Annotated in this window: 21 protein-coding genes; 11 read left to right on the top strand and 10 right to left on the bottom strand. The window is 70.3% G+C overall.

All coding sequences use genetic code 11. The features are described from left to right. Window positions 1-39: 39 nt before the first annotated feature. The 3 genes from ASG40_RS03875 (at window position 40) to ASG40_RS03865 (ending at window position 2,456) form a co-directional block, all read left to right on the top strand. Window positions 40-678: a 2,3-bisphosphoglycerate-dependent phosphoglycerate mutase gene (locus ASG40_RS03875; protein WP_055880687.1), complete on the top strand. Its 639-nt coding sequence runs from the start codon at window positions 40-42 to the stop codon at window positions 676-678. Between the two features lie 8 nt (window positions 679-686). Continuing rightward, on the top strand, window positions 687-1,382 hold the full coding sequence (locus ASG40_RS03870) for an alpha-ketoglutarate-dependent dioxygenase AlkB (RefSeq protein WP_055880685.1): 696 nt from the start codon (window positions 687-689) through the stop codon (window positions 1,380-1,382). Window positions 1,383-1,496: 114 nt separating this feature from the next. After that, on the top strand, window positions 1,497-2,456 hold the full coding sequence (locus tag ASG40_RS03865) for a hypothetical protein (RefSeq protein ID WP_055880682.1): 960 nt from the start codon (window positions 1,497-1,499) through the stop codon (window positions 2,454-2,456). Between the two features lie 66 nt (window positions 2,457-2,522). Here the strand turns inward: ASG40_RS03865 and grpE are convergent, their stop codons facing one another. Continuing rightward, the gene (gene grpE / locus ASG40_RS03860; RefSeq protein WP_055880679.1) at window positions 2,523-3,164 is read right to left on the bottom strand and encodes a nucleotide exchange factor GrpE; all 642 of its coding nucleotides are present in this window, start codon (window positions 3,162-3,164) and stop codon (window positions 2,523-2,525) included. A gap of 88 nt (window positions 3,165-3,252) precedes the next feature. After that, the gene (locus ASG40_RS03855) at window positions 3,253-6,042 is read right to left on the bottom strand and encodes a [protein-PII] uridylyltransferase (protein ID WP_055880677.1); all 2,790 of its coding nucleotides are present in this window, start codon (window positions 6,040-6,042) and stop codon (window positions 3,253-3,255) included. A 181-nt stretch (window positions 6,043-6,223) separates the two neighbouring features. Between ASG40_RS03855 and ASG40_RS03850 the strand changes: the two genes are divergently transcribed. The 4 genes from ASG40_RS03850 to ASG40_RS03840 all read left to right on the top strand — a co-directional run bounded on the left by ASG40_RS03850 (window position 6,224) and on the right by ASG40_RS03840 (window position 8,749). Beyond that, window positions 6,224-6,517, top strand: a complete 294-nt coding sequence (locus ASG40_RS03850) for an AbrB/MazE/SpoVT family DNA-binding domain-containing protein (protein WP_200944191.1) — start codon at window positions 6,224-6,226, stop codon at window positions 6,515-6,517. Continuing rightward, window positions 6,471-6,857, top strand: a complete 387-nt coding sequence (locus ASG40_RS20195; RefSeq protein ID WP_082523872.1) for a type II toxin-antitoxin system PemK/MazF family toxin — start codon at window positions 6,471-6,473, stop codon at window positions 6,855-6,857. The genes ASG40_RS03850 and ASG40_RS20195 overlap by 47 nt, the downstream gene beginning before the upstream one ends. Before the next feature lie 97 nt (window positions 6,858-6,954). Continuing rightward, complete coding sequence (locus ASG40_RS03845) at window positions 6,955-7,923, top strand: aliphatic sulfonate ABC transporter substrate-binding protein (protein WP_055880670.1); 969 nt, start codon at window positions 6,955-6,957, stop codon at window positions 7,921-7,923. Between the two features lie 10 nt (window positions 7,924-7,933). Then, window positions 7,934-8,749 (top strand): ABC transporter permease, encoded by an 816-nt coding sequence (locus ASG40_RS03840; protein WP_055880668.1) that lies wholly within the window; start codon window positions 7,934-7,936, stop codon window positions 8,747-8,749. Window positions 8,750-8,753: 4 nt separating this feature from the next. Here the strand turns inward: ASG40_RS03840 and ASG40_RS03835 are convergent, their stop codons facing one another. The 8 genes from ASG40_RS03835 to ASG40_RS03805 form a co-directional block, all read right to left on the bottom strand. Next, the gene (locus tag ASG40_RS03835) at window positions 8,754-9,455 is read right to left on the bottom strand and encodes a YggS family pyridoxal phosphate-dependent enzyme (RefSeq protein WP_055880663.1); all 702 of its coding nucleotides are present in this window, start codon (window positions 9,453-9,455) and stop codon (window positions 8,754-8,756) included. Window positions 9,456-9,568: 113 nt separating this feature from the next. Further along, the gene (locus ASG40_RS03830; RefSeq protein ID WP_055880660.1) at window positions 9,569-9,973 is read right to left on the bottom strand and encodes a lysozyme inhibitor LprI family protein; all 405 of its coding nucleotides are present in this window, start codon (window positions 9,971-9,973) and stop codon (window positions 9,569-9,571) included. 41 nt (window positions 9,974-10,014) lie between these two features. After that, complete coding sequence (locus tag ASG40_RS03825) at window positions 10,015-10,413, bottom strand: DoxX family protein (RefSeq protein ID WP_055880657.1); 399 nt, start codon at window positions 10,411-10,413, stop codon at window positions 10,015-10,017. A 194-nt stretch (window positions 10,414-10,607) separates the two neighbouring features. Continuing rightward, window positions 10,608-10,784, bottom strand: a complete 177-nt coding sequence (locus ASG40_RS21605) for a hypothetical protein (protein WP_200944189.1) — start codon at window positions 10,782-10,784, stop codon at window positions 10,608-10,610. Between the two features lie 104 nt (window positions 10,785-10,888). After that, a complete protein-coding gene (gene cynS / locus ASG40_RS03820) occupies window positions 10,889-11,377 on the bottom strand; it encodes a cyanase (protein ID WP_055880655.1) in 489 nt (162 codons plus the stop codon). Between the two features lie 162 nt (window positions 11,378-11,539). Continuing rightward, window positions 11,540-12,484, bottom strand: a complete 945-nt coding sequence (locus ASG40_RS03815; protein WP_055880651.1) for an ABC transporter ATP-binding protein — start codon at window positions 12,482-12,484, stop codon at window positions 11,540-11,542. A gap of 7 nt (window positions 12,485-12,491) precedes the next feature. After that, entirely contained in the window at window positions 12,492-13,334 is an 843-nt protein-coding gene (gene ntrB / locus ASG40_RS03810) for a nitrate ABC transporter permease (RefSeq protein ID WP_055880648.1), read from the bottom strand. 174 nt (window positions 13,335-13,508) lie between these two features. After that, entirely contained in the window at window positions 13,509-14,867 is a 1,359-nt protein-coding gene (locus ASG40_RS03805) for a CmpA/NrtA family ABC transporter substrate-binding protein (RefSeq protein ID WP_055880646.1), read from the bottom strand. A 297-nt stretch (window positions 14,868-15,164) separates the two neighbouring features. Here ASG40_RS03805 and ASG40_RS03800 point away from each other — a divergent pair, with 297 nt between their 5' ends. From ASG40_RS03800 to ASG40_RS03785, 4 genes are all read left to right on the top strand, one after another. Next, window positions 15,165-16,985, top strand: coding sequence for a sigma 54-interacting transcriptional regulator (locus ASG40_RS03800; RefSeq protein WP_055881303.1), 1,821 nt, complete (start codon window positions 15,165-15,167; stop codon window positions 16,983-16,985). A 240-nt stretch (window positions 16,986-17,225) separates the two neighbouring features. Next, complete coding sequence (locus tag ASG40_RS03795) at window positions 17,226-17,801, top strand: PilZ domain-containing protein (protein WP_055881299.1); 576 nt, start codon at window positions 17,226-17,228, stop codon at window positions 17,799-17,801. Window positions 17,802-17,924: 123 nt separating this feature from the next. Further along, entirely contained in the window at window positions 17,925-19,400 is a 1,476-nt protein-coding gene (locus tag ASG40_RS03790) for a cytochrome P450 (protein ID WP_082523870.1), read from the top strand. Continuing rightward, window positions 19,397-21,799 (top strand): putative bifunctional diguanylate cyclase/phosphodiesterase, encoded by a 2,403-nt coding sequence (locus tag ASG40_RS03785; protein ID WP_055880644.1) that lies wholly within the window; start codon window positions 19,397-19,399, stop codon window positions 21,797-21,799. The genes ASG40_RS03790 and ASG40_RS03785 overlap by 4 nt, the downstream gene beginning before the upstream one ends. Window positions 21,800-21,875: the final 76 nt, after the last annotated feature.

Genomic DNA, 21,875 nt, shown 5'->3' with positions numbered 1-21,875 from the left:
GTGCACCGCACCATCCACGACCGAAGGGATCGTTGCCCCATGGAGCGTCTGCTCGTCCTCGCTCGCCACGGCCAGAGCGAGTGGAACCTCAAGAAGCTGTTCACCGGCTGGCGCGACCCCGAACTGACCGAGCTCGGCATCGCCGAGGCCCGCACCGCCGGTCGCTGGCTCAAGGGCCAGGGTTTCGCCTTCGACGTCGCCTTCACCTCCAACCTGCGCCGGGCCCAGGACACCTGCTCGCTGATGCTGGAGGAGATGGGGCAGGGCGGTCTCGAGACCCACCGTGCCGAAGCCCTCAACGAGCGCGACTACGGCGACCTGTCGGGCCTCAACAAGGACGACGCCCGCGAGCGCTGGGGCGACGAGCAGGTGCGCCAGTGGCGCCGCTCCTACGACGTGCCGCCCCCCGGCGGCGAGAGCCTGAAGGACACCGCCGCCCGGGTGCTGCCCTACTACATCCAGTTCATCCTGCCCCGCGTCATGAACGGCGAGCGCGTGCTGGTGGCCGCCCACGGCAACTCCCTGCGCGCCCTGGTGATGGTCCTCGACGGCATGACCACCAAGACCATCGCCAGCCTCGAGATCGCCACCGGCATCCCGCTCGTCTACCACCTCAAGTCCGACACCACGGTGGAGAGCAAGTCGGTGCTGGAGCGCGACATCGACCAGGACCACTGATCCGGTCGATGGCCGCCGCCTCGCCCGGCGTGGTGCTGGCCCCGGGGCTCGTGCACCATCCGGGCTACCTCGACGCGGCGGCGCGCGACCGGCTCTGGACGGAGCTGGCGCGGGCGATGGACGAGGCCCCACCCTACACGCCGCGGATGCCGCGCACCGGCCGGCCGTTCTCGGTGCGGATGACCAACTGCGGCGCCCTCGGCTGGGTCTCGGACGAGGTCGGCTACCGCTACCAGGCGCATCACCCCGAGACCGGCCGGCCCTGGCCGGCGATGCCCTCGCTGGCGCTGCGCGCCTGGGCCGACCTGTCGGGCTACCATGCCGAGCCGGAGGCCTGCCTCGTCAACCTCTACGGCCCGGCCGCGCGCATGGGCCTGCACCAGGACCGCGACGAAGAGGCGCTGGATGCCCCGGTCGTCTCCCTGTCCCTGGGGGCCACCGCGCTGTTCCGCTACGGCGGGCTGCGGCGCGGCGACCCGACCCGGTCCGTCCGGCTCCGCTCGGGCGACGCCCTGGTGATCGGCGGGGTCTCCCGCCTGATCCACCACGGCGTCGACCGGCTGCTGCCGGCCGTGCCCGATCTTCTGGGCGAAGCGGGGGACGCGACGATTCCGGCGGTCATGGCCGATCGCCTGCCGGCCGGGGGGCGCTGTAATCTCACGTTGCGGCGGGTGCGGGTGCCCATGAGATCCGGCCACGCTTGACAGGGGAGGGATGTGGGCCGACCTCATCGGGGATCGAGACACGGCTCGGGGCGGCCCGACTGCCCCAAGCCGGCTGTCCCAAGACCGCCCACAGTGCCCGGAGACCAGGACCCGATGCGTCTGCGTGATTGTCTGCGCCCCTGTGCGGCGCTGGTGCTGAGCCTCGGCCTCACCGCGGCTGCCCTCGCGGCCGACGTGGTCTATCCGCCCAGCTCCCGCTTCGGGTTCACGCCGCCCTCCGACATGGCCCCCTCCAAGCGCTTCTCCGGGTTCGAGCGCCTGGAGGGCGGCGCCACGCTCTCGGTGGTGGAGCTGCCGCCCAGCGCCTACGTCGACCTCGAGAAGAGTTTCACCGACGAGAACCTGAAGTCGCAGGGCTTCGTCGTCTCGAGCCGCGAGGCGATCAAGGTCGCCGGCGAGGTCGACGCGGTACTGTTCACCGGCGAGCAGCCGGTGGCCGAGCCGGCGGGCGCGCCCCCGATCAAGAAATGGCTGCTCCTCGTGGGCGATCCCACGGTCACCGGCATCATCATCGCCCAGAGCGTGCCCGGGGCGGAGACCGAGGAGACCATGCGCGGCATGCTCACGGGCGTGCACATCCGCCCCGCGCTCACCCTTCAGGAGCAGGTGGCGGCCCTGCCCTTCAAGGTCGGCACCGCCGCGGGCTTCCGCCCGGTCCGGGTGTTGGCCGGCAACTCGATGCTGATGACCTACGGCGCCAACGACGAGGTCAGCAACCTCGACCAGCCGATCCTGGTCCTGGCCCAGGCGGTGCAGCAGCCCCCCGCCGCCGACCAGCGCGAGGCCTTCGCCAGGGCCGCCCTCTATTCCAACCAGACCATGAAGGACTTCGTGATCGAGCGGTCGCAGAGCTACCGCCAGAACGGGGTCGACTGGCACGAGATGGTGGCCCGCGCCAAGGACCTGCCCACCGACATCCCGGTGGTGATCTCGCAGACCATCCGGTTCGCGCCCGACGGATACCTGCGCGCCGTCGGGGTGGTCCGCGCCGAACAGCGCGACGCCACCCTGTCGCGGTTCCGCGATGTCGTCGACAGCATCCAGCTCAAGTAGCGAGACCTCGCTCGAGGGTCTCGGACCGGACGCCATGTTCCGATCCGAGGCACTGGACGTCGTCGCTCAGGCCGCGTCGTCGGCCGCCGGGCCGGCCGCGGCCTTCGGGCCGCCCTTGGCGACGCCGACGAGGGCCGGGCGCAGCACCCTGTCGCCGAGCACGTAGCCGGCCTGCATCACCTGCACCACGGTGCCGCTCGGCACCTCGGCATCGGGCACCTCGAACATCGCCTGGTGGCGGTTGGGATCGAACTTCTGGCCCTTGGGCTCCAGGAGCTTGACGCCGTGGCGCTCGAAGGTCTTGGCGAGGTCGCGCTCGGTGAGCTCGATGCCGTCGAGCAGCGCCTTGAACGGGCCGTCGGCGGTCTCACGTGCGTCCGCCGGCACGCTCTCGATGGCGCGGCGGATGTTGTCGGCGGCGGTGAGCAGGTCGCGGGCGAAGTTGGTGACCGCGTAGGTGCGCGCGTCGGCGACCTCGCGCTCGGTGCGGCGGCGCAGGTTCTCCATCTCCGCCAGGGTGCGCAGGGTCCGGTCCTTGAACTCGTCGCGCTCGGCCATCAGCGTCGCCAGGGCTTCGGCGTGCTTGGCATCGCCGTTGGCGGAATCGGATTCGGCGGCCTGCGCCTCGCCGGGGGCGGACTCGTGGGCTGCCTGCGAGGCCTCGCTCGCCTCGCGCCGGTCCTCGTGCTCCATATCGGTGGCCATCATCGGTTGTCGTCGATCGTTGAAGGAAAAGGGATGTCGGGGTCGCGGGTGATATCAGGCCCTCGCCGCCCGAAATCAAGTTGACCGGTCCTCACGCCTCGCGCGGCGGCGGCGAGTCGACCAGGGCTTCCAGCCCCTCGGCCCGCAGCGCCGCCACGTCGCCGGCGAAAACCTCCATCACCGCGTTGCGGATCGCCACCTGCCGGTCGGGCTGGGTGACGCGGGTGCCGGTGAGGTCGGTGACGTAGAAGACGTCCACCGCCCGCTCGCCGAAGGTGGCGACATGGGCCGACGTGATGTTGAGGCTCAGCCGGCTCAGCGCCGTGGTCAGCTCGTAGAGCAAGCCCGGCCGGTCCAGCCCGGTGATCTCCACCACGGTCTCGCGGCTCGACAGGGCGTTGTCGATCGCCATGTCGGGCGGCACCAGGAATGTGGTGGTGCGCGCGCTCGGGGGGTGCTTGTCGGCCACGAGGTCGGCGATGCGGATCTCGCCCTTGAGCGCCTTCTCGATCGCCATCGTGATGCGGCCGGCCCGGCGCAGCTCGTCCTCGTCCCGGTCGAAGGCGCGGGAGATGAAGATCGAATCGAGGGCGAAGCCGTCGGTGGTGGTGAAGATCTGCGCATCGACGATGTTGCCACCCGAGGCCGCGCAGGCGCCGGTGACGATGGCGAGCAGGCGCGGGTGGTCGGGGGAATAGATCGTGATCTCGGTGATGCCGCGGGCCGGGTCGGTCTCGCAGGCGGTGGCCACGGTGCGGCCCTGGGCGGCCAGGCGGTCGACGAAGCCGGCGTGCTTGAACTGGCGGGCGGAATCGACCTTGAGCCAGTAAGCCTGGTTGTGGCGGCCGGCATAGGCGTCGAAGGTGCCCGACTCCCAGTCGGCGAGCTGCTCGCGCAGGGCCATCTGGATGAGGCGGACCCGGTCGGTCCGGGCGATCTCCGAGTGGCCGCCCGAGAGCATCACCTCGGTCTCGTCGTAGAGGGTGCGCAGGAGCGTGCCCTTCCAGGCGGTCCACACGCCCGGGCCCACCGCCTTGATGTCGGCCACCGTCAGGATGGTGAGGAGCTTGAGGCGTTCCAGGGTCTGGACCACGCCCGCGAACTTCTCGATGGTCTTGGGGTCGGACAGGTCGCGGCTCTGGGCGGTCATCGACATCAGGAGATGGTGCTCGACGAGCCAGGCCACGGTCTCTGTCTCGGCCGGGCTGAGGCCGAAGCGCGGGCCGACCTTGAGGGCGATGGCGGCACCGGCGATGGAGTGGTCCTCCGGCCGGCCCTTGGCGATGTCGTGCAGGAGCACCGCCACGTAGAGGGCGCGCCGGTTGCTGATCGTGTTGATCAGGCGCGTGACCAGGGGATGGTCCTCGGTCACCCGTCCCGAATCGATCGCCGCCAGCACGCCCAGCGAGCGCAGCAGGTGCTCGTCCACCGTGAAGTGGTGGTACATGTTGAACTGCATCATCGCGACGATGCGGCCGAAATCCGGGATGAAGCGGCCGAGCACGCCGGCCTCGTTCATCAGGCGCAGGATGGTCTCGGGCGAGTTCTTCGAGGTCAGGATGTCGAGGAACAGCCGGTTGGCCTCCCCGTCGGCCCGCAGGGAATGGCCGATCAACCGCTGCGAGCGGTTGGCCAGGCGCGTCGCGTCCGGATGGATCGGCAGGTTGTGGCGGTCGGCCAGCCAGAACAGGCGGATCAGGTTGACCGGATCGCGCACGAAGGCGTCGCCGTCCTTGACGTTGATGCGGCCGTGGTCGTCCACGAAGTCCTCGGCCTCGATGGCGGAGGCGCGGAAGCGGTCGCGGAACCGGCCGATCCAGCGGTCGAGCACCGGGGTGCGCTTGGCGTGGCGCGCCTCCAGGGCCGCACAGACGATGGCGGTGAGGTCGCCGACGTCCTTGGCGATCAGGAAGTAGGCCTTCATGAACCGCTCGACGCCCGAGAGCCCGCCGCGGGGGCCGTAGCCGAAGCGCTCGGCGATCTTCGGCTGCAGGCCGAAGGACAGCCGCTCCTCCGAGCGGCCTGTGACGAAGTGCATGTGGCAGCGCACCCGCCACAGCAGCTCCTCGCAGCGCTCGAACAAGCGGTACTCCTCCGGCGTGAACAGGCCGGCGGGCACGAGCTCGCTCTGGTCGCGCACCCGGTAGGTGTACTTGGCGATCCAGAACAGGGTGTTGAGGTCGCGCAGCCCCCCCTTGCCGTCCTTGACGTTGGGCTCGACGAGGTAGCGCGAGGCCCCCGACTTGCTCACGCGCCCGTCGCGCTCGCGCAACTTGGCCTCGACGAATTCCGGTGCGGTCCACATCACGAGCTCGGTGTCGAAGCGCGTCACCAGCTCCTCGAACAGGACCCGCGACCCGAACAGGAAGCGCGCTTCCAGGAGGGCGGTGCGGATCGTCATGTCCGCCTTGCCCTCGCGCAGGCACTCCTCCACCGAGCGGGTGGCGTGGCCGACCTTGAGCTTGAGGTCCCACAGCACGTAGAGCATCGCCTCGACGACGCTCTCCGACCACGCGGTCTGCTTGTAGGGCAGCAGGAACAGGAGATCGATGTCCGAGCCCGGCGCCATCGTGCCCCGGCCGTAGCCGCCGGTGGCGACCACGGCCAGCTGCTCGCCGGACGACGGGTTGTCGTTGGGATAGAGCCGCCAGACCACGGCGTCGTGGATGGCGCGCACCACCGCATCGGTCAGCGCGCTGATGCGCCTGGCGCAGGCGACGCCGTCGCGCTCCTGCATCAGGCGCTCCTCGGCGTCCTTGTGCCCGGCCGCGATCACCGCCCGCAGTTCCGGCACCAGCACGGCGCGCAACTGCGTCGCCTCGCGGGCATCCCGCGGCAGGGCATCGAGGACGGACTTGAGGCTTGCGGCAGCGTCGAACATCGCGCTCCCGTAGCATGTTAAACCGGCGCCGACAGCGGGCTCGCGGTGCGGGGAAACCACCGCATAGGGGCAGCGCGCGAGGAAGGCTGGACCGGTGCGGCTTGCGCACGAGCGGCACAAGGGATTTTGACCCACAGCCGATTAAAACGTATCTACATCGACGATACGCCCGTGAGTCGATATGGCTCGCCTGAGCGTACATCTCGTTGATACCGGCGCGGATCGAAAAATGTTCGTTCAGTTCTCACGGTGGGGCAACAGCCTCGCCATCCGCATTCCTGCGCACATCCTGCGGGATGTGGGCGCCAGCGAAGGCAGCGGTGCCGAGTTGCGCGTCGAAGATGGACAGATCGTCATTTCCCCCCGCGCGACTCCGCCTCGCTACACGTTCGAGGAACTGCTCGCCGGCATCACGAAAGACAACCTCCATGACGAGCAGTTCGTCGGGCCTCTCGTCGGAAACGAGTTCTGGTGAAACACGTTATTGTCCCGATCTCGGAGACATCATCGTTCTGAACGTCAGTCCCCATGTCGGGACGGAGCAGGGTTTCTGGCGTCCGGCGCTTGTGCTGACACCTCGATCCTACAACGACCTCGTCGGGCGATGCTTCGCGTGCCCGATCACCAGTCGCGGACGCGGCTACCCCTACGAGGTCGCCCTGCCACCCGAACACGGGACCCACGGCTTCGTACTGGCTGATCAGGGTAAGCCCCTTTCCTGGGCCGACGGTGGAGCGCGTTTCTCCAACGTGGCCCCAGACAGCGTCATCGCAGAGGTCAAAGCGAAGATCGCCGCCTTCCTCCAACTCCCCTGAAGCGTTCTCTTCAGCGGATTTTCCGTTTGACACTCCGAACGCGATTGCCTAGCTCACCCCTGTGAGCCCGCGTCGACGGGCATCGGGGAGCTCCGCCATGCACCTGTCCCGTCGCGGCCTCGCGAGCGCCGCCCTCGCCCTGCTACTCTCGCACGGCGCGGCCTTCGCCGCCGACGTGAAGGAGATCCGGCTCGACTGGGCGACCTACAACCCGGTCAGCCTCGTCCTCAAGGACAAGGGCTTCCTCGAGGAGGCGCTCAAGGACAAGGGCATCAAGGTCCGCTGGACCCAGTCGCTCGGCTCCAACAAGGCGCTGGAATTCCTCAACGCCGGCGCCATCGACATCGGCTCCTCGGCCGGCGCCGCCGCCCTGCTGGCGCGCATCAACGGCAACCCGATCAAGGCGATCTACGCCTTCTCGCGCCCGGAATGGACCGCGCTCGTCACCCGCAAGGACACCGGCATCGCCAAGCCCGCCGACCTCAAGGGCAAGCGCATCGCCGTCACCCGCGGCACCGATCCGCACATCTTCCTGATCCGCGCCCTACAGGGGGCCGGCCTCACCGAGAAGGACGCCAAGCTCGTCCTGCTGCAGCATGCCGACGGACGCGCCGCACTCGAGCGCGGCGACGTCGATGCCTGGGCCGGCCTCGACCCGATGATGGCGGCCTCCGAGATCGAGGCCGGCAACGTCCTGTTCTTCCGCGATGCCTCCGCCAACACCTGGGGCGTGCTCGACGTGCGCGAGGATTTCGCCACCGCCAACCCCGAGCTCGTCAAGGCGGTGATCGCCGCCTACGAGCAGGCCCGCGCCTACGCCATCGCCAACCCGGATTCGCTGAAGCAGGCCCTCGTGGCGGCCACCAAGCTGCCCGAGCCGGTGATCGCCCGCCAGATCGAGCGCACCGACCTCACCCAGCCCGTCGTCGGCGCCGCCCAGGCCCAGAGCATCGAGGCGGCGGGCGTGGCATTGCAGCAGGCCGGCGTGGTCCCCGCCGAGGTCGACGTGAAGGCGGCGGTGGCCGGCCTGATCGACACGCGGTTCGCGCCCGTCCCGGCCCGCTGAGCGTCCGCCCATGGCCTCGTCCGGCAGCGCGGCCACCCCACGGCCGAAGGTTTCCTGGGGCTCGGCCGGCCAGGTCGTCCTCGGGCTCCTGCTACCGCTGGCGGTGGCGCTTGGCTGGGAGTTCGCGGTGCGGGCCGGCCTGGCGCAGGGGCGGCTGCTGCCACCGCCGAGCCGGATCGTCGCCGCCCTCCAGGCGATGGCCGTCTCGGGCGACCTGTGGCTGCACGTCAACGCCACCCTCACCCGCGTCGGCCTCGGCTTCGTGTTGGGCGCCACCGCCGGCATCGCGGTGGGCGCGCTCACCGGCACGCTGCCCTTCGCCCGCCACCTCCTCGATCCGACCCTGCAGGCCCTGCGGGCGGTGCCCTCGCTGGCCTGGGTGCCGCTGTTCATCCTGTGGCTCGGCATCCTCGAGACGCCCAAGGTGGTGCTGATCGCGGTGGGGGTGTTCTTCCCGGTCTACATTGGGGTGGCCGGGGCCATCGCCTCGGTCGACCGCAAGCTGATCGAGGTCGGCCGCATCTTCCGCCTGTCGAAGGCGGCGCTCGCCCGGCGCATCCTCCTGCCCGCCGTGCTGCCGGCCACCCTGGTGGCCCTGCGCACCGGCCTCGGGCTCGGCTTCCTGTTCGTGGTGGCCGCCGAGCTGATGGGCGCCTCGGAGGGGCTCGGCTACCTCCTCGTGGACGGGCAGCAGTTCAGCCGGGCCGACCAGATCCTGGCGGCGATCATCGCCTTCGCGATCCTGGGCAAGCTCGCCGACGCCGTCCTCGTGGCCCTGACCCGGCCCCTGACCCGCTGGCAGGATACTGCCCGCGAGATCATGTAGCGGCTCAGGCCGGATCGGGCCGCACCCGCGCCCCGAAGATCGCGGTCCCCACCCGCACATGGGTGGCGCCCATCTGGATCGCGGCCTCGTAGTCGGCGCTCATCCCCATCGAGAGCATGGGCAGCCCGTGGCGCTCGGCGATGGCGGCCAGGAGCCCGAAATGCGCCGAGGGCGGGTCCTCGGCGGGCGGAATGCACATCAGGCCCGAGATCGTCAGCCCGTGGGTGTCGCGGCACTCGGCCAGCAGCGTGTCGACCTGCGCGGGCGAGACGCCGCCCTTCTGCGGCTCGTCGCCGGTGTTGACCTGGACGAGGAGTTTCGGGGAACGCCCGACGCGGGCGATCTCCTTGGCCAGCGCCGCGGCCAGCGACAGCCGGTCGAGGCCGTGGATGACGTCGAACAGCTCCACCGCCTCGCGGGCCTTGTTGGATTGCAAAGGCCCGACGAGGTGCAGTTCGACGTCGGGGAAGCGCTCGCGCAGGGCCGGCCACTTGGCCTTGGATTCCTGCACGTAGTTCTCGCCGAACACCCGCTGCCCGGCCTCCAGGGCGGTGAGGATGCCCTCCGCCGCGATGGTCTTGGAGACCGCGACCAGGGTGACGGTCGCCGGATCGCGCCCGTGGTCCCCGGCGGCGCGGCGGATGCCCTCCAGGGTCGCGGCGAGCCCGGCGGCGACGTCGGCGGTGGGGGGGTGGGTCTCGGCCATGGGTGCCCTCACGGATCATCTTGCAGCGTCGTGCGGCAGTAGCATCCGCCACAGACCCCGCGAAGCGCGGCGTTCCCCGGTATCGGACCGAGGGCGGAGCAGGCGCCCCCGATCTATCGCGTGCAGGACGGGTCGCCGCCGGGGCACGTCAGCTGGTCGAGGAGATCCGCGGTCCTCCGCCCCGTGAGGTCGCGCTTGCAGTCGCCGACCAGGAACGGCGCCAGGGTGCCGTTGTTGCCGGGGTCTTGCGTGTCGTAGCCGGACCGGAGCTCGCATTCCCGGTCGCGAAACACGATCCAGGCCCGCTGCGCGGCGACGAGGTTGCGCCTGCCGTTGGCATCGAGCCGGTCGCCGAGCTGCCGGTACGCCCGGTTCAGGGCCGCGTCGGCCTCGCCGAGCGCCGCGCCGATGCAGGCATTCCTGTCTTGCTGCGCCTCGAGGTCCGCGCAAGGCCTCGTCGCCGCGACGGCGACGCCGGGGAGGCAGAGCGCGACGAGAAGGACGGCGAGACGGCGCATGGTGACGGGCTCCGCGGGGCCTCGTTCGAACGCAGGTGAGCTCAGACCCGGCGGCGCTGCGCGTCCAGGCTCCACGGCCCGGGGCCGGCGGCGGCGAGGTAGAGGAAGACGAAGCAGAACAGGATCGCGAGTTCGCCGCCGTTGAGGATGGGATAGAAGCTGCGCTGCGCGTGGGCCAGGAAATAGGCCACCGCCATCTGCCCGGAGAGGATGAAGGCCACCGGGCGGGTGAAGAGGCCGAGCACGATCAGCACGCCGCCCACCAGTTCGAGGAGGCCGGCGGTGCCCGACAGCGACAGCAGGGCGGGCATGCCGCGCTCGCTCGGCGGGAACCCGAGGATCTTCTGGGTGCCGTGCTGAAGGAACAGGAGCCCCGTCATGATGCGCAGGACGCTGAGCAGGCGCGGGGCCCAGGTGAGCGAGAGGGCGTCGAGGTTCATGCGGTCGTCTCCCTAAGCAGGATCCGCAAACCGGCCCTGCGGCCTTGCGATCGGACCCGGCGACACACCAAGGACCCAGGCGGATTCAACGGCGTCCCGGCCCAGGCGCGCATCGAGCATGAAACGGGCGCGGCCGTCGACCCTCGGTGGCGCTGCCGCACCGCACCATCCACCGCCGCGTGGTCCTCCCGGACCTACCGGAACAGCGCCAGCAGGGCGTGGGCCATGGTCGCCCCGCCGATCGGCGCGACGAGCAGGAGCAGGGCGTTCAAGGCCGGCACCCACACCAGCACCCGCTCCTGCCGCTTCGTGATGCGGGGCTTGCGGGACGGCGGTTCGAGCGGCGGCCGCCAGCCATCGTCGACATACATCGGCCCCTCCACTCCCGGCGGCGTCCACGACCGTATCCTCCGGCGCGCGATGGTAGTGCGCGCCGATCATCGTGCCAACGCCGCGGCTTGCGTGCGGCCGGACGCTACGGCTCCTTGAAGCCGTAGTCGGGCACGCCGTCCTCGTTGTCGTAGTACTTGTAGGGCAGGAACTTGCCCGAGAGGTTCATCTTGACCCGGTCGCCCTTGTTGTTGGGCTCGCGCTCCATGGTCATGTTGAAGTCGATCGCCGACATGATGCCGTCACCGAAATCCTCCTGGATCAGCTCCTTCCAGGTGGTGCCGTAGACCATCACCAGCTCGTAGAAGCGGTAGATCAGCGGGTCGGTGGGCGGCATCTGCGGGATCGAGCCGCGATAGGGCGCCTCGTTGAGCATCCGCTCCTCGGCCTGGCTGAGGCCGAACAGTTCGGCCGCCTTCTTCGCCTGGGCCTTGGGCAGCTTCATCTGGCCCATGCAGGCGGCGGTGATGAGGATCGGCGAGATCCCGCCGATCTCGGCCTGGATGTGCTTCCAGGTCCAGCCCTTCTCGCGCTTGATGTCGAGCAGCTTCTCGGTGAGGTCTTCGCGCTTCATGATGGGTCTCCCGGTTGCATGATGGTGGAGCAGGGTCGCGCGGGTCTCCCTCTCCCAGGGGGAGAGGGCAGGGGTGAGGGGAGTGCGTTCTCCGACGAGGTCGCACACCTCACCCTCTCCCTCTCCTTCCAGGAGAGGGGACCCGCGCTTGGTTCGGCGTGCTCAGCCGAGCGCCGCCGCGGCCTCGTCGGCCTCGGTCAGGGTCAGCCGGACGACGGGCGGGTGGCGCTGGTCGTAGCCGGGCGGGCTCTCGTCGCGCAGGGTCTTCGAGCGGCTGACCAAGAAATCGATGAGGTGGTTGCGCAGGGCGTAGTAGCCGGGCTGGCGGTGGAGCCCGGTCCGCGAGCGGACCTTGGGCAGCGGGTTCTCGACGATCTCGGCGACCTTGGCCTGCGGGCCGTTGGTCATCAGCACGATGCGATCGGCGAGATAGATCGACTCGTCGACGTCGTGGGTGATCATGAACACGGTCTGGCCGGTCTCGAGGCAGATGCGCCGGACCTCGTCCTGCAGGGTGCCGCGGGTGAGGGCGTCGAGCGCCGAGAACGGCTCGTCCATGAGCAGCATCTTGGGCGCGATCGAAAGCGCCCGGGCGATGCCGACCCGCTGCTTCATGCCCCCCGAGAGCTCGGCCGGGCGCTTGTGCTCGGAGCCCGCCAGACCCACCGTGGCGATGGCCTCGGCGGCCCGGGCCTCGACCTCGGCGCGACCGGCCTTGGGCCAGCGCGACGACACCGCGTAGGCGACGTTGCCGAGCACGCTGCGCCAGGGCAGCAGGGCATGGCCCTGGAAGATCACCGCCCGGTCGAGGCTCGGCCCCTCGATCGCCTTGCCGTCGGCGATGACGACGCCCTCGCTCGGGGCCTCGAGACCGGCCAGGATGTTGAGCACCGTGGTCTTGCCGCAGCCCGAATGCCCGATCATGCAGACGAACTCGCCCCGGCGCATGGGCAGCCACAGGTTCTCGAACACGGTGGTCGCCTTGCCGCCGGGGGCCGGGTAGCGCCGGGCGATGCCCTCGATGGAGAGGAAGCGTTCGGAGGGGGACATGCGGCCGGGTTCCGGGCTGTCGGAGGCGGCGGGAGTGAAGGGTGTGAGCGCGTTCATCGCCGCCTCATTCCGGGAAGGTGACGAGGCGCTGGGCCCTCGCCAGGAGCTGGTCGAGGACCATGCCGACGACGCCGATGAGCAGGATCGAGGTGATCACATTGGTGATCGAGAGGTTGTTCCACTCGTTCCAGACGAAGTAGCCGATGCCGGTGCCGCCCACGAGCATCTCGGCCGCCACGATGACGAGCCAGGCGATGCCGATGGAGATGCGCATGCCGGTGAGGATGGTGGGGGCGGCCGCCGGCAGGATCACCGTGAAGGCCCGCCGCAGCGGCCCGACCTCCAGGGTGCGGGCGACGTTGAGCCATTCCTTGCGGGTGCCCGAGACCCCGAAGGCGGTGTTGATCAGCATCGGCCAGAGCGAGCAGATGAAGATCACGAAGATCGCCGACAGGCCCGAATCCTTGATCGTGAACAGCGCCAGCGGCATCCAGGCCAGGGGCGAGACCGGCTTGAGGAGCTGGATGTAGGGGTCGAGCGCCTTGCTCATCAGCGGCGACATCCCGATTACGAACCCGATCGGGATCGCCACCAGCACCGCCAGCCCGTAGCCGAGCGCCACCCGCCCGATCGAATAGGCGATCTGGATGCCGAGCCCCTTGTCGTTGGGCCCGCGGTCGTAGAACGGGTCCTTGAGGTGGCCCCAGATCGTGGCGGCGACGTCGAGCGGGCCGGGCATCGCCGACTTGCCGGTGGTGGCCGAGGCCCCCATCAGCGCGGCGTATTCCGGGTCCATCGCCTCGGTCTTGGTCAGGCCGCTCACCGCGATGTGCCAGGCGAGCAGGAACAGCGCGAGGAGGCCGAGCGACACGATCGCGGCGCGCAGGTTGAGGGAGGGGCTGGGCATGGGGATGTCGGCTCCGCATGGAACGCCGTCGCCGGCCGGTTGACGAAGATCGGGTGTTCGAGCGCGGGTCCCCTCTCCTGGAAGGAGAGGGACAGGGTGAGGTGTGCGACACCTCCGGAGGGTCCGCTCCCCTCACCCCCGCCCTCTCCCCATGGAAGAGGGAGCGCGCGTGCCTCAGAGCGCCCGCTTGATCGCGAAGGACTCCAGGTATTCCTTCGGCTTGGCCGGATCGAAGGGCTTGCCCATCACCGAGAAGGTCTTGGTGGTGGAGGCCGGCGGGGTGACGCCGTCCTGCTCCATGCGCTTGATCGCGTCGGTGGCCAGGAACACCCGCTTGGCGACGCCGTCGTAGTCGACGTCGCCCTTGATCTGACCCCAGCGCTTCATCTGGGTCATGATCCACACGGCGAAGGACTGCCACGGGAAGGGGTCGAAATCGACGCGGTCGGCCACCTTCTTCACGCCGCCCAGGCCGTCGGCGTAGGTGCCGGTGAGGACCTGCTCCACCACCGTGAGCGGCTGGTTGAGGTAGTTGGCCGGGGCGATCGCCGCGGCGATCTCCTTGCGGTTCTCGGCCTTCGACGCGTAGCTCGTCGCCTCGATGATCGCCCGCAGGAGCGCGGCGTAGGTGTTGGGCGTCTGGGTCACGAAGTCCTGCGAGGCGGCGAAGGCGCAGCAGGGGTGGCGGTCCCAGATCTCCTTGGAGAGGAGGTGGATGAAGCCGACGCCGTCGTAGACCGCCCGCTGGTTGACCGGATCGGGCGCCAGGAAGCCGTCGATGTTGTCGGCGCGCAGGTTGGCGACCATGTCCGGCGGCGGCACGCTGCGGATCTGCACGTCGGCGTCGGGGTCGATGCCGGCCTCCGCCAGGTAATAGCGCAGCAGGTAGTTGTGCATCGAGTAGTCGAACGGCACCGCGAGCTTGAAGCCCTTCCAGTCCTTGGGGTCGCGCCGGTCCTTGTGCTTCATGGCGAGCGTGATCGCCTGGCCGTTGACGTTCTCCACCGCCGGCATCGTGTAGGGGGTGGGGGTCGAGCCGAGGCCCAGGGAGATGGCGATGGGCATCGGCGCCAGCATGTGGGCGGCGTCGTATTCCTTGTTCAGGGTCTTGTCGCGGATGACCGCCCAGCCCGCCGTCTTGACGACCTCCACCTCGAGGCCCTGCTTGGCGTAGAACCCCATCGGCGAGGCCATGATGATCGGCGTGGCGCAGGTGATCGGGATGAACCCGATCTTGAGCGCCTTCTTCTCCGGGGTGCCGGCCTGGGCCAGGGCCTCGGCGGCGAACTTCACGGGGAAGAACTGGCTGACGGCGGCCAGCGCGGTGGCCGCGCCGACGCTCCTGAGGAAAGCCCGGCGCTGGGCGTCGTGGGGGAACAGCGCGCGCATCACCGCGCCCTCCACCACCCGCTCGATCTGCGCGTCGCCCGTCGGCGTCGCATCGTGCTCGGCCTGGCTGGCATGGGCGCCGCAGGAGCAGCCGCGCTGCCTGAGCGTGAGCCTCGCATTGAACGGATCGTCGAACAGCGCCATCGCGTTTGCCTCGCCCGGGGTGATGGAGAGGGATCAGCAAGGGGTGTGCCAGCGGCGATCCGGCAAGGTTCGTCAACCCTTCGAGGGGTTTAGCGGCCATTTTGCGAATGCGAGGTTTCGTAGTCTACGAATGTTCGTCGTCCGTGCTACGAAGTCTCGTCGCTCGGGTGAGGCGGCTCCGGCTCGACGGCGAGGTTTCGCATGGCCACCTCCGATCCATCGTCGGTCGCGGGACTCCCCTCCCCGCAAGGGGGAGGGGACGCGTTCGGCCCCGCCTTCGAGGGTGCGCCCGAGGCGATGCTGGTGTTCGACCCCGTGGCCGACGCCATCCGCGATGCCAACCCGGCGGCGGCCCGGCTCCTGGGCTACGACCGCGCGACACTCCGCGCCATGCGTGTCACCGCCCTCCACCCCGAGCAGGTTCCGACGCTGATCGTGTTCACCCAGGCCGTCCAGGCGCGGGGGCGCGACTGGACCCATGCGCTCTCGCCCCGGCACGCCGAGGGCCACGGGCTCCATGTGGAGTACAGTGGCGCATTGCTGCCGGGAGACCCCCAGACCGTCCTCGTGAGCCTGTTCGACCTCGACGAGCGCCGCCGCCGCCTCGTCGATACGCAGGCCGATGCGCACATGCGCGCGGGCCTCACCGAGTGGCAGCGCATGGAGCGCATCTTCGCGGACATCGAGCGCGAGAACCAGTTGATCCTGCGGGCGGCGGGCGAGGGCATCTACGGCGTCAACGCCGACGGGATCACCACCTTCATCAACCCGGCCGCCGAGCGGATGCTGGGCTGGCAGGCCAGCGACCTCGTCGGGCGCGACATGCATGCCACCGTCCACCACAGCCACGCCGACGGCTGCCACTACCCCCACCACGACTGCCCGATCTACGCGGCCTTCCGCGACGGCGCCGTGCATCAGGTCGACACCGAAGTGTTCTGGCGCCGGGACGGGTCGGCGTTCCACGTGGAATACACCTCGACGCCGATCCGCGACCGCGGCCGCCTGCTCGGCGCCGTCATCGTGTTCCGCGACATCAGCCAGCGCCGCGAGGCCGACGAGCGCCTGCGCAGGGCCCTGGCGGAGGTCGATTCCCTGCGCGAGCGCCTGGAGCTCGAGAACGCCTACCTGCGCGAGGAGATCCGCGAGGGTGGCCACCACCAGGGCATCATCGGCCGCTCGCCGGCCATCGAGGCGACCCTGCGCCAGATCGACCTCGTGGCCGGCACCGACGCCACCGTTCTGGTGACCGGCGAATCCGGCACCGGCAAGGAGCTGATCGCCCGCGCCATCCACGAGGCGAGCCGCCGCCGCGACCGGCCGCTGATCCGCGTGAACTGTGCCGCGATCCCGCGCGAACTGTTCGAGAGCGAGTTCTTCGGGCACGCCAGGGGCGCCTTCACCGGGGCGCTGCGCGACCGGGTCGGGCGGTTCGATCTGGCCGACGGCGGCACCCTGTTCCTCGACGAGGTCGGCGAGATTCCCCTCGATCTCCAGGGCAAGCTGCTGCGGGTGCTGCAGGAGCGCCAGTTCGAGCGCGTCGGCGAGGAACGCACGCGGGCGGTCGACGTGCGCCTGGTGGCGGCCACCAACCGCGACCTCAAGGCCGAGGTGAAGCGCGGCCGCTTTCGCGAGGACCTCTATTTCCGGCTCAACGTCTTTCCCATCGCCGCCGTCCCCTTGCGCGAGCGCCCGGAGGACATCCCCCTCATCGCCCAGCACTTCCTGCGCGGCGTGGTCAAGCGGCTCAACATCCCCGAGCTGCGCCTGACCGAGGGGGACGTCCGCCGGCTGACGCGCTACGACTGGCCGGGCAACGTGCGCGAACTCGAGAACATCATCGAGCGCGCCGCGATCCTGGCGGTGCGCGGCCGCCTGCGCTTCGACCTGCCCGAACCGGAGGCGACCGCCGCCGTCCACCCCGTCGCCTTCGATCCGCAGCCTACCGCCCCCGCCACCGAGGCCGACCGCCGCGCCAAGGCCCGCGCCGACATCGTGGCCGCCCTCGCGCTGGCCCAGGGCCGCATCTTCGGCACCGGCGGCGCCGCCGAGATCCTGGGGCTCAAGCCGACGACCCTGGCCTCGCGGATCAAGGTCCTGGGCATCCGCCGCCGGTGACGATCCAGGACCCGCGACACCGGCACCATCGAGACCGTCGCCCTGGCCGGTCCCATGCGTGGGATCGAGGACGCGTCTCATGTGTCCACGAGCCGAATCGCCGCCGTCCAGGCCTTGGTCATGGACAAGACCGCTCGACCGCAGCGCCCAACCGTGAGGTGCAGACAAATGTCGCGATCGGCGAAGGCCGGCGCGAACGTCTCGCGCTGTAGACCGTCGTTCGTCTTCGCGGGAGCCTCGATGATCGAGCGACGTGCCATGACCCGGGTCAAGCTCGTGTTGCCGGCCCTGTGCTGGGGCAAGGCGAGGCCTGATTTCTATGCCGTCACCGACGACGTCACCGGGTTCGGGATCCGGTTCAAGTCCGCCACGGTGCCCGCGGTCGGCGAGCGCCTGACCTGCAGCATCCGGCATGCCGGCTCCATCGAGACGCGGGTGATCCGCGCGGAGAAGCACCGCTTCGCGGTGCGCGTCCTGCGCGCCGAGTATCCCCTCCGGCTGGTGGCCCGGAACCTCGTTTCCCTCGCCAACGAGCAGAATGCCCGTCCGCCCGCCGAGCGCGCCGCGCCGCGGATCGTGCCGCGCGAGCAGGAGGTGGTGGTCACCACCGCGCTGGGGGCGACGATCCCGGGCCGGGTGCTCAACATCTCGGTGTCCGGGGCCGCGGTCTCCCTCGACCGGCCCCTCGCCGTCGGCACCCTGATCATGATCGGCAACACCCCGGCCAAGGTCGCCCGCGCCTTCGACAACGGCATCGGCGCCGCGTTCCTGTCCCCGCTGGCCGACGGTCGGGTCGGCCCGGAGGTGGTGCTGTGAGACACGGCTGTTCCAGGCCGTGATGAAGGGCCCGCACCAAGGTCTCGGAGCGATACGATCCAGAGTTCACGGTCCGTCAACACAGCATCTCTAGCGTCCGTCGGTAACGACCCAGGATGACCGATGCAGATCGCCAGTACGCCAGGCTTTTCGGAGGACGGACCGACCCGCTGGTCGTCCCCGACCGCTTGGTCCGCGCTGACGGCGGCGCTGGCTTCTCCGGTGCTGCTGCGCCGGATCGTACGCAACATGATCGAATCCTGGCCCGCCGAGGTCTACGAGGACGGCCTCGTCGAGGTCGCCCGGTTCGGCCGCCGGACGTTCTTCGTCTGCGATCCCGCCCTGATCAGGACCCTGATGGTCGATCGGGCCGAGGCGCTGGTGCGCGAGGACTTCATGATCGCGGCCCTGTCGCCGATGCTGGGCCGCGGCATCCTGACCTCCGACGGCGCTCGCTGGCGCGACCAGCGCCGGACGGTGGCGCCGGTGTTCCGGCCCGATGCCATCGCCGCCCTGGTGCCGTCGATGCGGGAGGCCGTGGCGCGTACGGCCGAGCGGTGGGACGCGCAGGGTGCCGGCACCCGCGACGTCCTCGACGAGATGATGCGCACCACCTTCGACATCATCGGCAGCACCATGCTGCCCAAGGAGCCGAGTCTCGACGTGGCGGCCTTCGGGACGTCGCTGACCACCTACCTCGACAGCGTCGGCTGGCGCATCGGCCTGTCGATGCTGGGCGCGCCCGCCTGGATGCCGCATCCCGGCGCGGGCAAGGCCGCCCGGGCGGCCGCGACCTTGCGCGCCGGCATCGCCGACGTCGTGGCCCGGCGCCGGGCCAGCGCCGAGCCGGGCGACGACCTCCTCGGCCTGATGATGCAGGCCCGCGACCCCGAGGCGGCGACGGGCTGCCCGCATCGCACCGCGGGTATGGGCAAGATCGAGACCGAGAGCGGTCACGGCAGGACCGGTCCCGGGCACCACGGCGCCGCCGGCATGTCCGACCAGGCGCTGACCGACAACCTCCTCACCTTCATCGCCGCCGGGCACGAGACCACGGCCCTGGCGATGGCCTGGATCTTTCGCCTGCTCGCCGAACACCCGCGGATCGAGGGACGCCTGCGCGCCGAGATCGCGGCGGCCGGACCGGCGGCCTCCCTCGACGACCTCCCCTACGCCCGTCAGGTCGTCATGGAGGCGATGCGCCTCTATCCGCCCGCCCCCATGGTGGTGCGCCAGGCCGCGCAGGAGATCCGCCTCGGGGGCGCCACCATCCCGGCCGGGGCCTCGGTCCACATCCCGGTCTATGCGATCCACCGCCACCGCGCGCTCTGGGGCGACCCCGAGGCCTTCGATCCGGACCGGTTCGCGCCGGGCGTCCAGCGCGACCGCTACGGCTACCTCCCGTTCGGGGCCGGACCGCGGGTGTGCATCGGCATGGGCTTCGCGCTGGCCGAATGCAGCGTGATCCTGGCCGGCCTCCTGCCGCACTTCCGGTTCGAGGCGGCGGCCGAGCCCCGGCCGCAGGCCCGGTTCAAGGTCACCCTGCGGCCCCACGGCGGGATGCCGCTGCGGGTGGTCCCACGGCGGCTCGCCCCATGACCGGCACGCTCCTTCCGATCCCGCTGCCGCGCCTGCCCGACGCGGCGGAGGCGGTTCCGGCGCGCTACCGCGAGGAGACGATGGCCGGGCAGTTGGCCGAGACCATCGATCTCGCCTCGCACCTTGCCATCACCCACGTCGTCGTCGCCGTGGCGGTGATGACCTTCTTCTGGGACGTGGCCTCGCACCGCTACCTCGTCAGCCTGGTCGCGGCGGTGACGATCTTCTCCGGGCTGCTGCCGGCGATCGGCTGGGTCGGCCGCCACAGGCAGGCCTGGCTGCCCGGCCTCGGCGTGCGGACGAAGGCGGTGCGCATCCTCATCCTGGGCCTCGGCCTCGCCTGGAGCACGATGCCGTTCGTGCTGTTCGGCCCCTCGGGGGTCGACCACCGCATGCTCGTGGTGGCGATCACCGCCGGGCTCATCGCCACCGCCTTCGTGCTCAACGGCATTCCCCACCTGGCGATCTGCTTCTGCGTGCCCCTGGTGGTCGGAAGCTTCCTGGCCCTGGTCCTGACCGGCGAGCAGGCCTCGTTCCTCCTGGCGGTGCTCCTGGCGATCTACGCCGCCTTCGTCCTCGCCAGCGTGCGGCGCATGACCCGGCTCTCCACCGAGCGCATCCTCGACCGGGTGCGCGTCTTCCACCAGAACGAGACGATCGGGCTGCTGCTCCACGAGTTCGAGGCCAACACCAGCGACTGGCTGTGGGAGACGGACGCGGCCGGGACCCTGCAGCACGTCTCCGAGCGCATGGCCGAGGTCTCGGGCATCGCCATGGCCGACCTCCTGCACGCGCCGTTCGACCGGCTGCTGCGCTCGGGCCGGCCGGACGCGCCCCTGGGCGACGGCGGCCGCGAACTCATCGCGCTGACCCGCAGCGCCACCGCCTTCCGCGACCATGTCGTCGAGATCCCCGGGCCCGACGGGCCGCGCTGGTGGCGCCTGAGCGGAAAACCCACCTACGACCGCGACGGCAGCTTCGTGGGGGTCCGCGGGGTCGGCTCCGACATCACGGCGACCCGGCGTTCGGAGGACCGGATCGCCTATCTCGCCAGCTACGATTCCCTCACCTGCCTCGCCAACCGCGCCCTGTTCGGGCTGCAGGCGGGGGCCGAATGCGAGCGGGCCGGGCGGGTGAACGAGCCCTGCGCCCTGCTTTACATGGACCTCGACGGCTTCAAGATCGTCAACGACACCTTCGGCCACAACATCGGAGACCGCCTGCTGCAGCAGGTGGCGCGCCGCCTGCGCACCGCCGTGGACACCGGCGAGCTCGTGGCGCGCCTGGGCGGCGACGAGTTCGCCATCCTCCACCGGCGGATCACCGACGACGCGGCCGTGGGCCTGGCCGAACGGCTGATCGCCATCGTCAGCGCGCCCTATGTCATCGACGGGATCCAGGTCGAGATCGGCGCCAGCGTCGGCATCGGCATGACACCGCGCGATGCGGTGGAGCCCGAGAGCCTGATGGGCAAGGCCGACCTCGCCCTCTACCACGCCAAGTCGAGCGGAAAGGGCCGGGTCTCGATGTTCGAGCCGACCCTGGAGCGGGCGATGCGCACCCGCCGGGACCTCGAGACCGACCTCAAGGCCGCCATCGCCCAGGGCGAACTCGACCTCCACTACCAGCCCCTGGTGAACCTGCGCACCGGCCGCGTCGATTCCTTCGAGGCGCTCCTGCGCTGGAGCACGCCGGCCCGCGGCGTCATCTCCCCGGCCGACTTCGTGCCGGTGGCCGAGGCCTGCGGCCTGATCTCGGCCATCGGGCGCTGGGTGCTGGGCCGGGCCTGCGCCGAGGCCGTCCGCTGGCCGGCGGCCACCCGGATCGCGGTGAACATCTCACCGTCCCACTTCCGCCATTCGGACCTTCTGCAGGACGTGGTCGACGCCCTCTCGGCCAGCGGCCTCGACCCGCGCCGGCTCGAACTGGAGATCACCGAATCGATCTTCTTCGAGATGAACGCGGCGATCGCCTCGAACCTGCGCGAACTGCGGGCGCTGGGAGTCCGCATCGCCCTCGACGACTTCGGCACCGGCTATTCGAGCCTGAGCTACCTGATCCGGTTCCCCGTCGACAAGATCAAGATCGACCGCTCGTTCATCAAGGACATGAACACCCGCCACGAGTGCCTGGCGATCATCGAGGCGATCCTGACGCTGGCGCGCAAGCTGTCGATCAGGGTCACGGCGGAGGGCGTCGAGAGCGTCGAGCAGGCGATCATGCTGCAGGCCCGCCGGTGCGACGACATCCAGGGGTTCCTGTTCAGCCCGGCGCGACCGGCCGGCGAGGTGCCCCTGCTCCTCGAGATGCTACCGATGCGGTTCCACGCGATCTTCCCCGTCCAGGCACGCGAGCCCGGGCGGGAGATCGAGGACGCCCACGCCCGGCTCTCGGCTTGACCGGGCCTTTCGCGGGCGGTTCGACCGCAAGGATCGGGATGCGCCCGCCCGCGGCCTGCCCCATAGGATCGTCGCG

The sequence above is a fragment of the Methylobacterium sp. Leaf399 genome (genome assembly GCF_001424525.1).
Lineage (GTDB): Bacteria > Pseudomonadota > Alphaproteobacteria > Rhizobiales > Beijerinckiaceae > Methylobacterium.
Note: the sequence above shows the minus strand (reverse complement) of the source record. Positions and strands in the feature narration are given on the sequence as shown.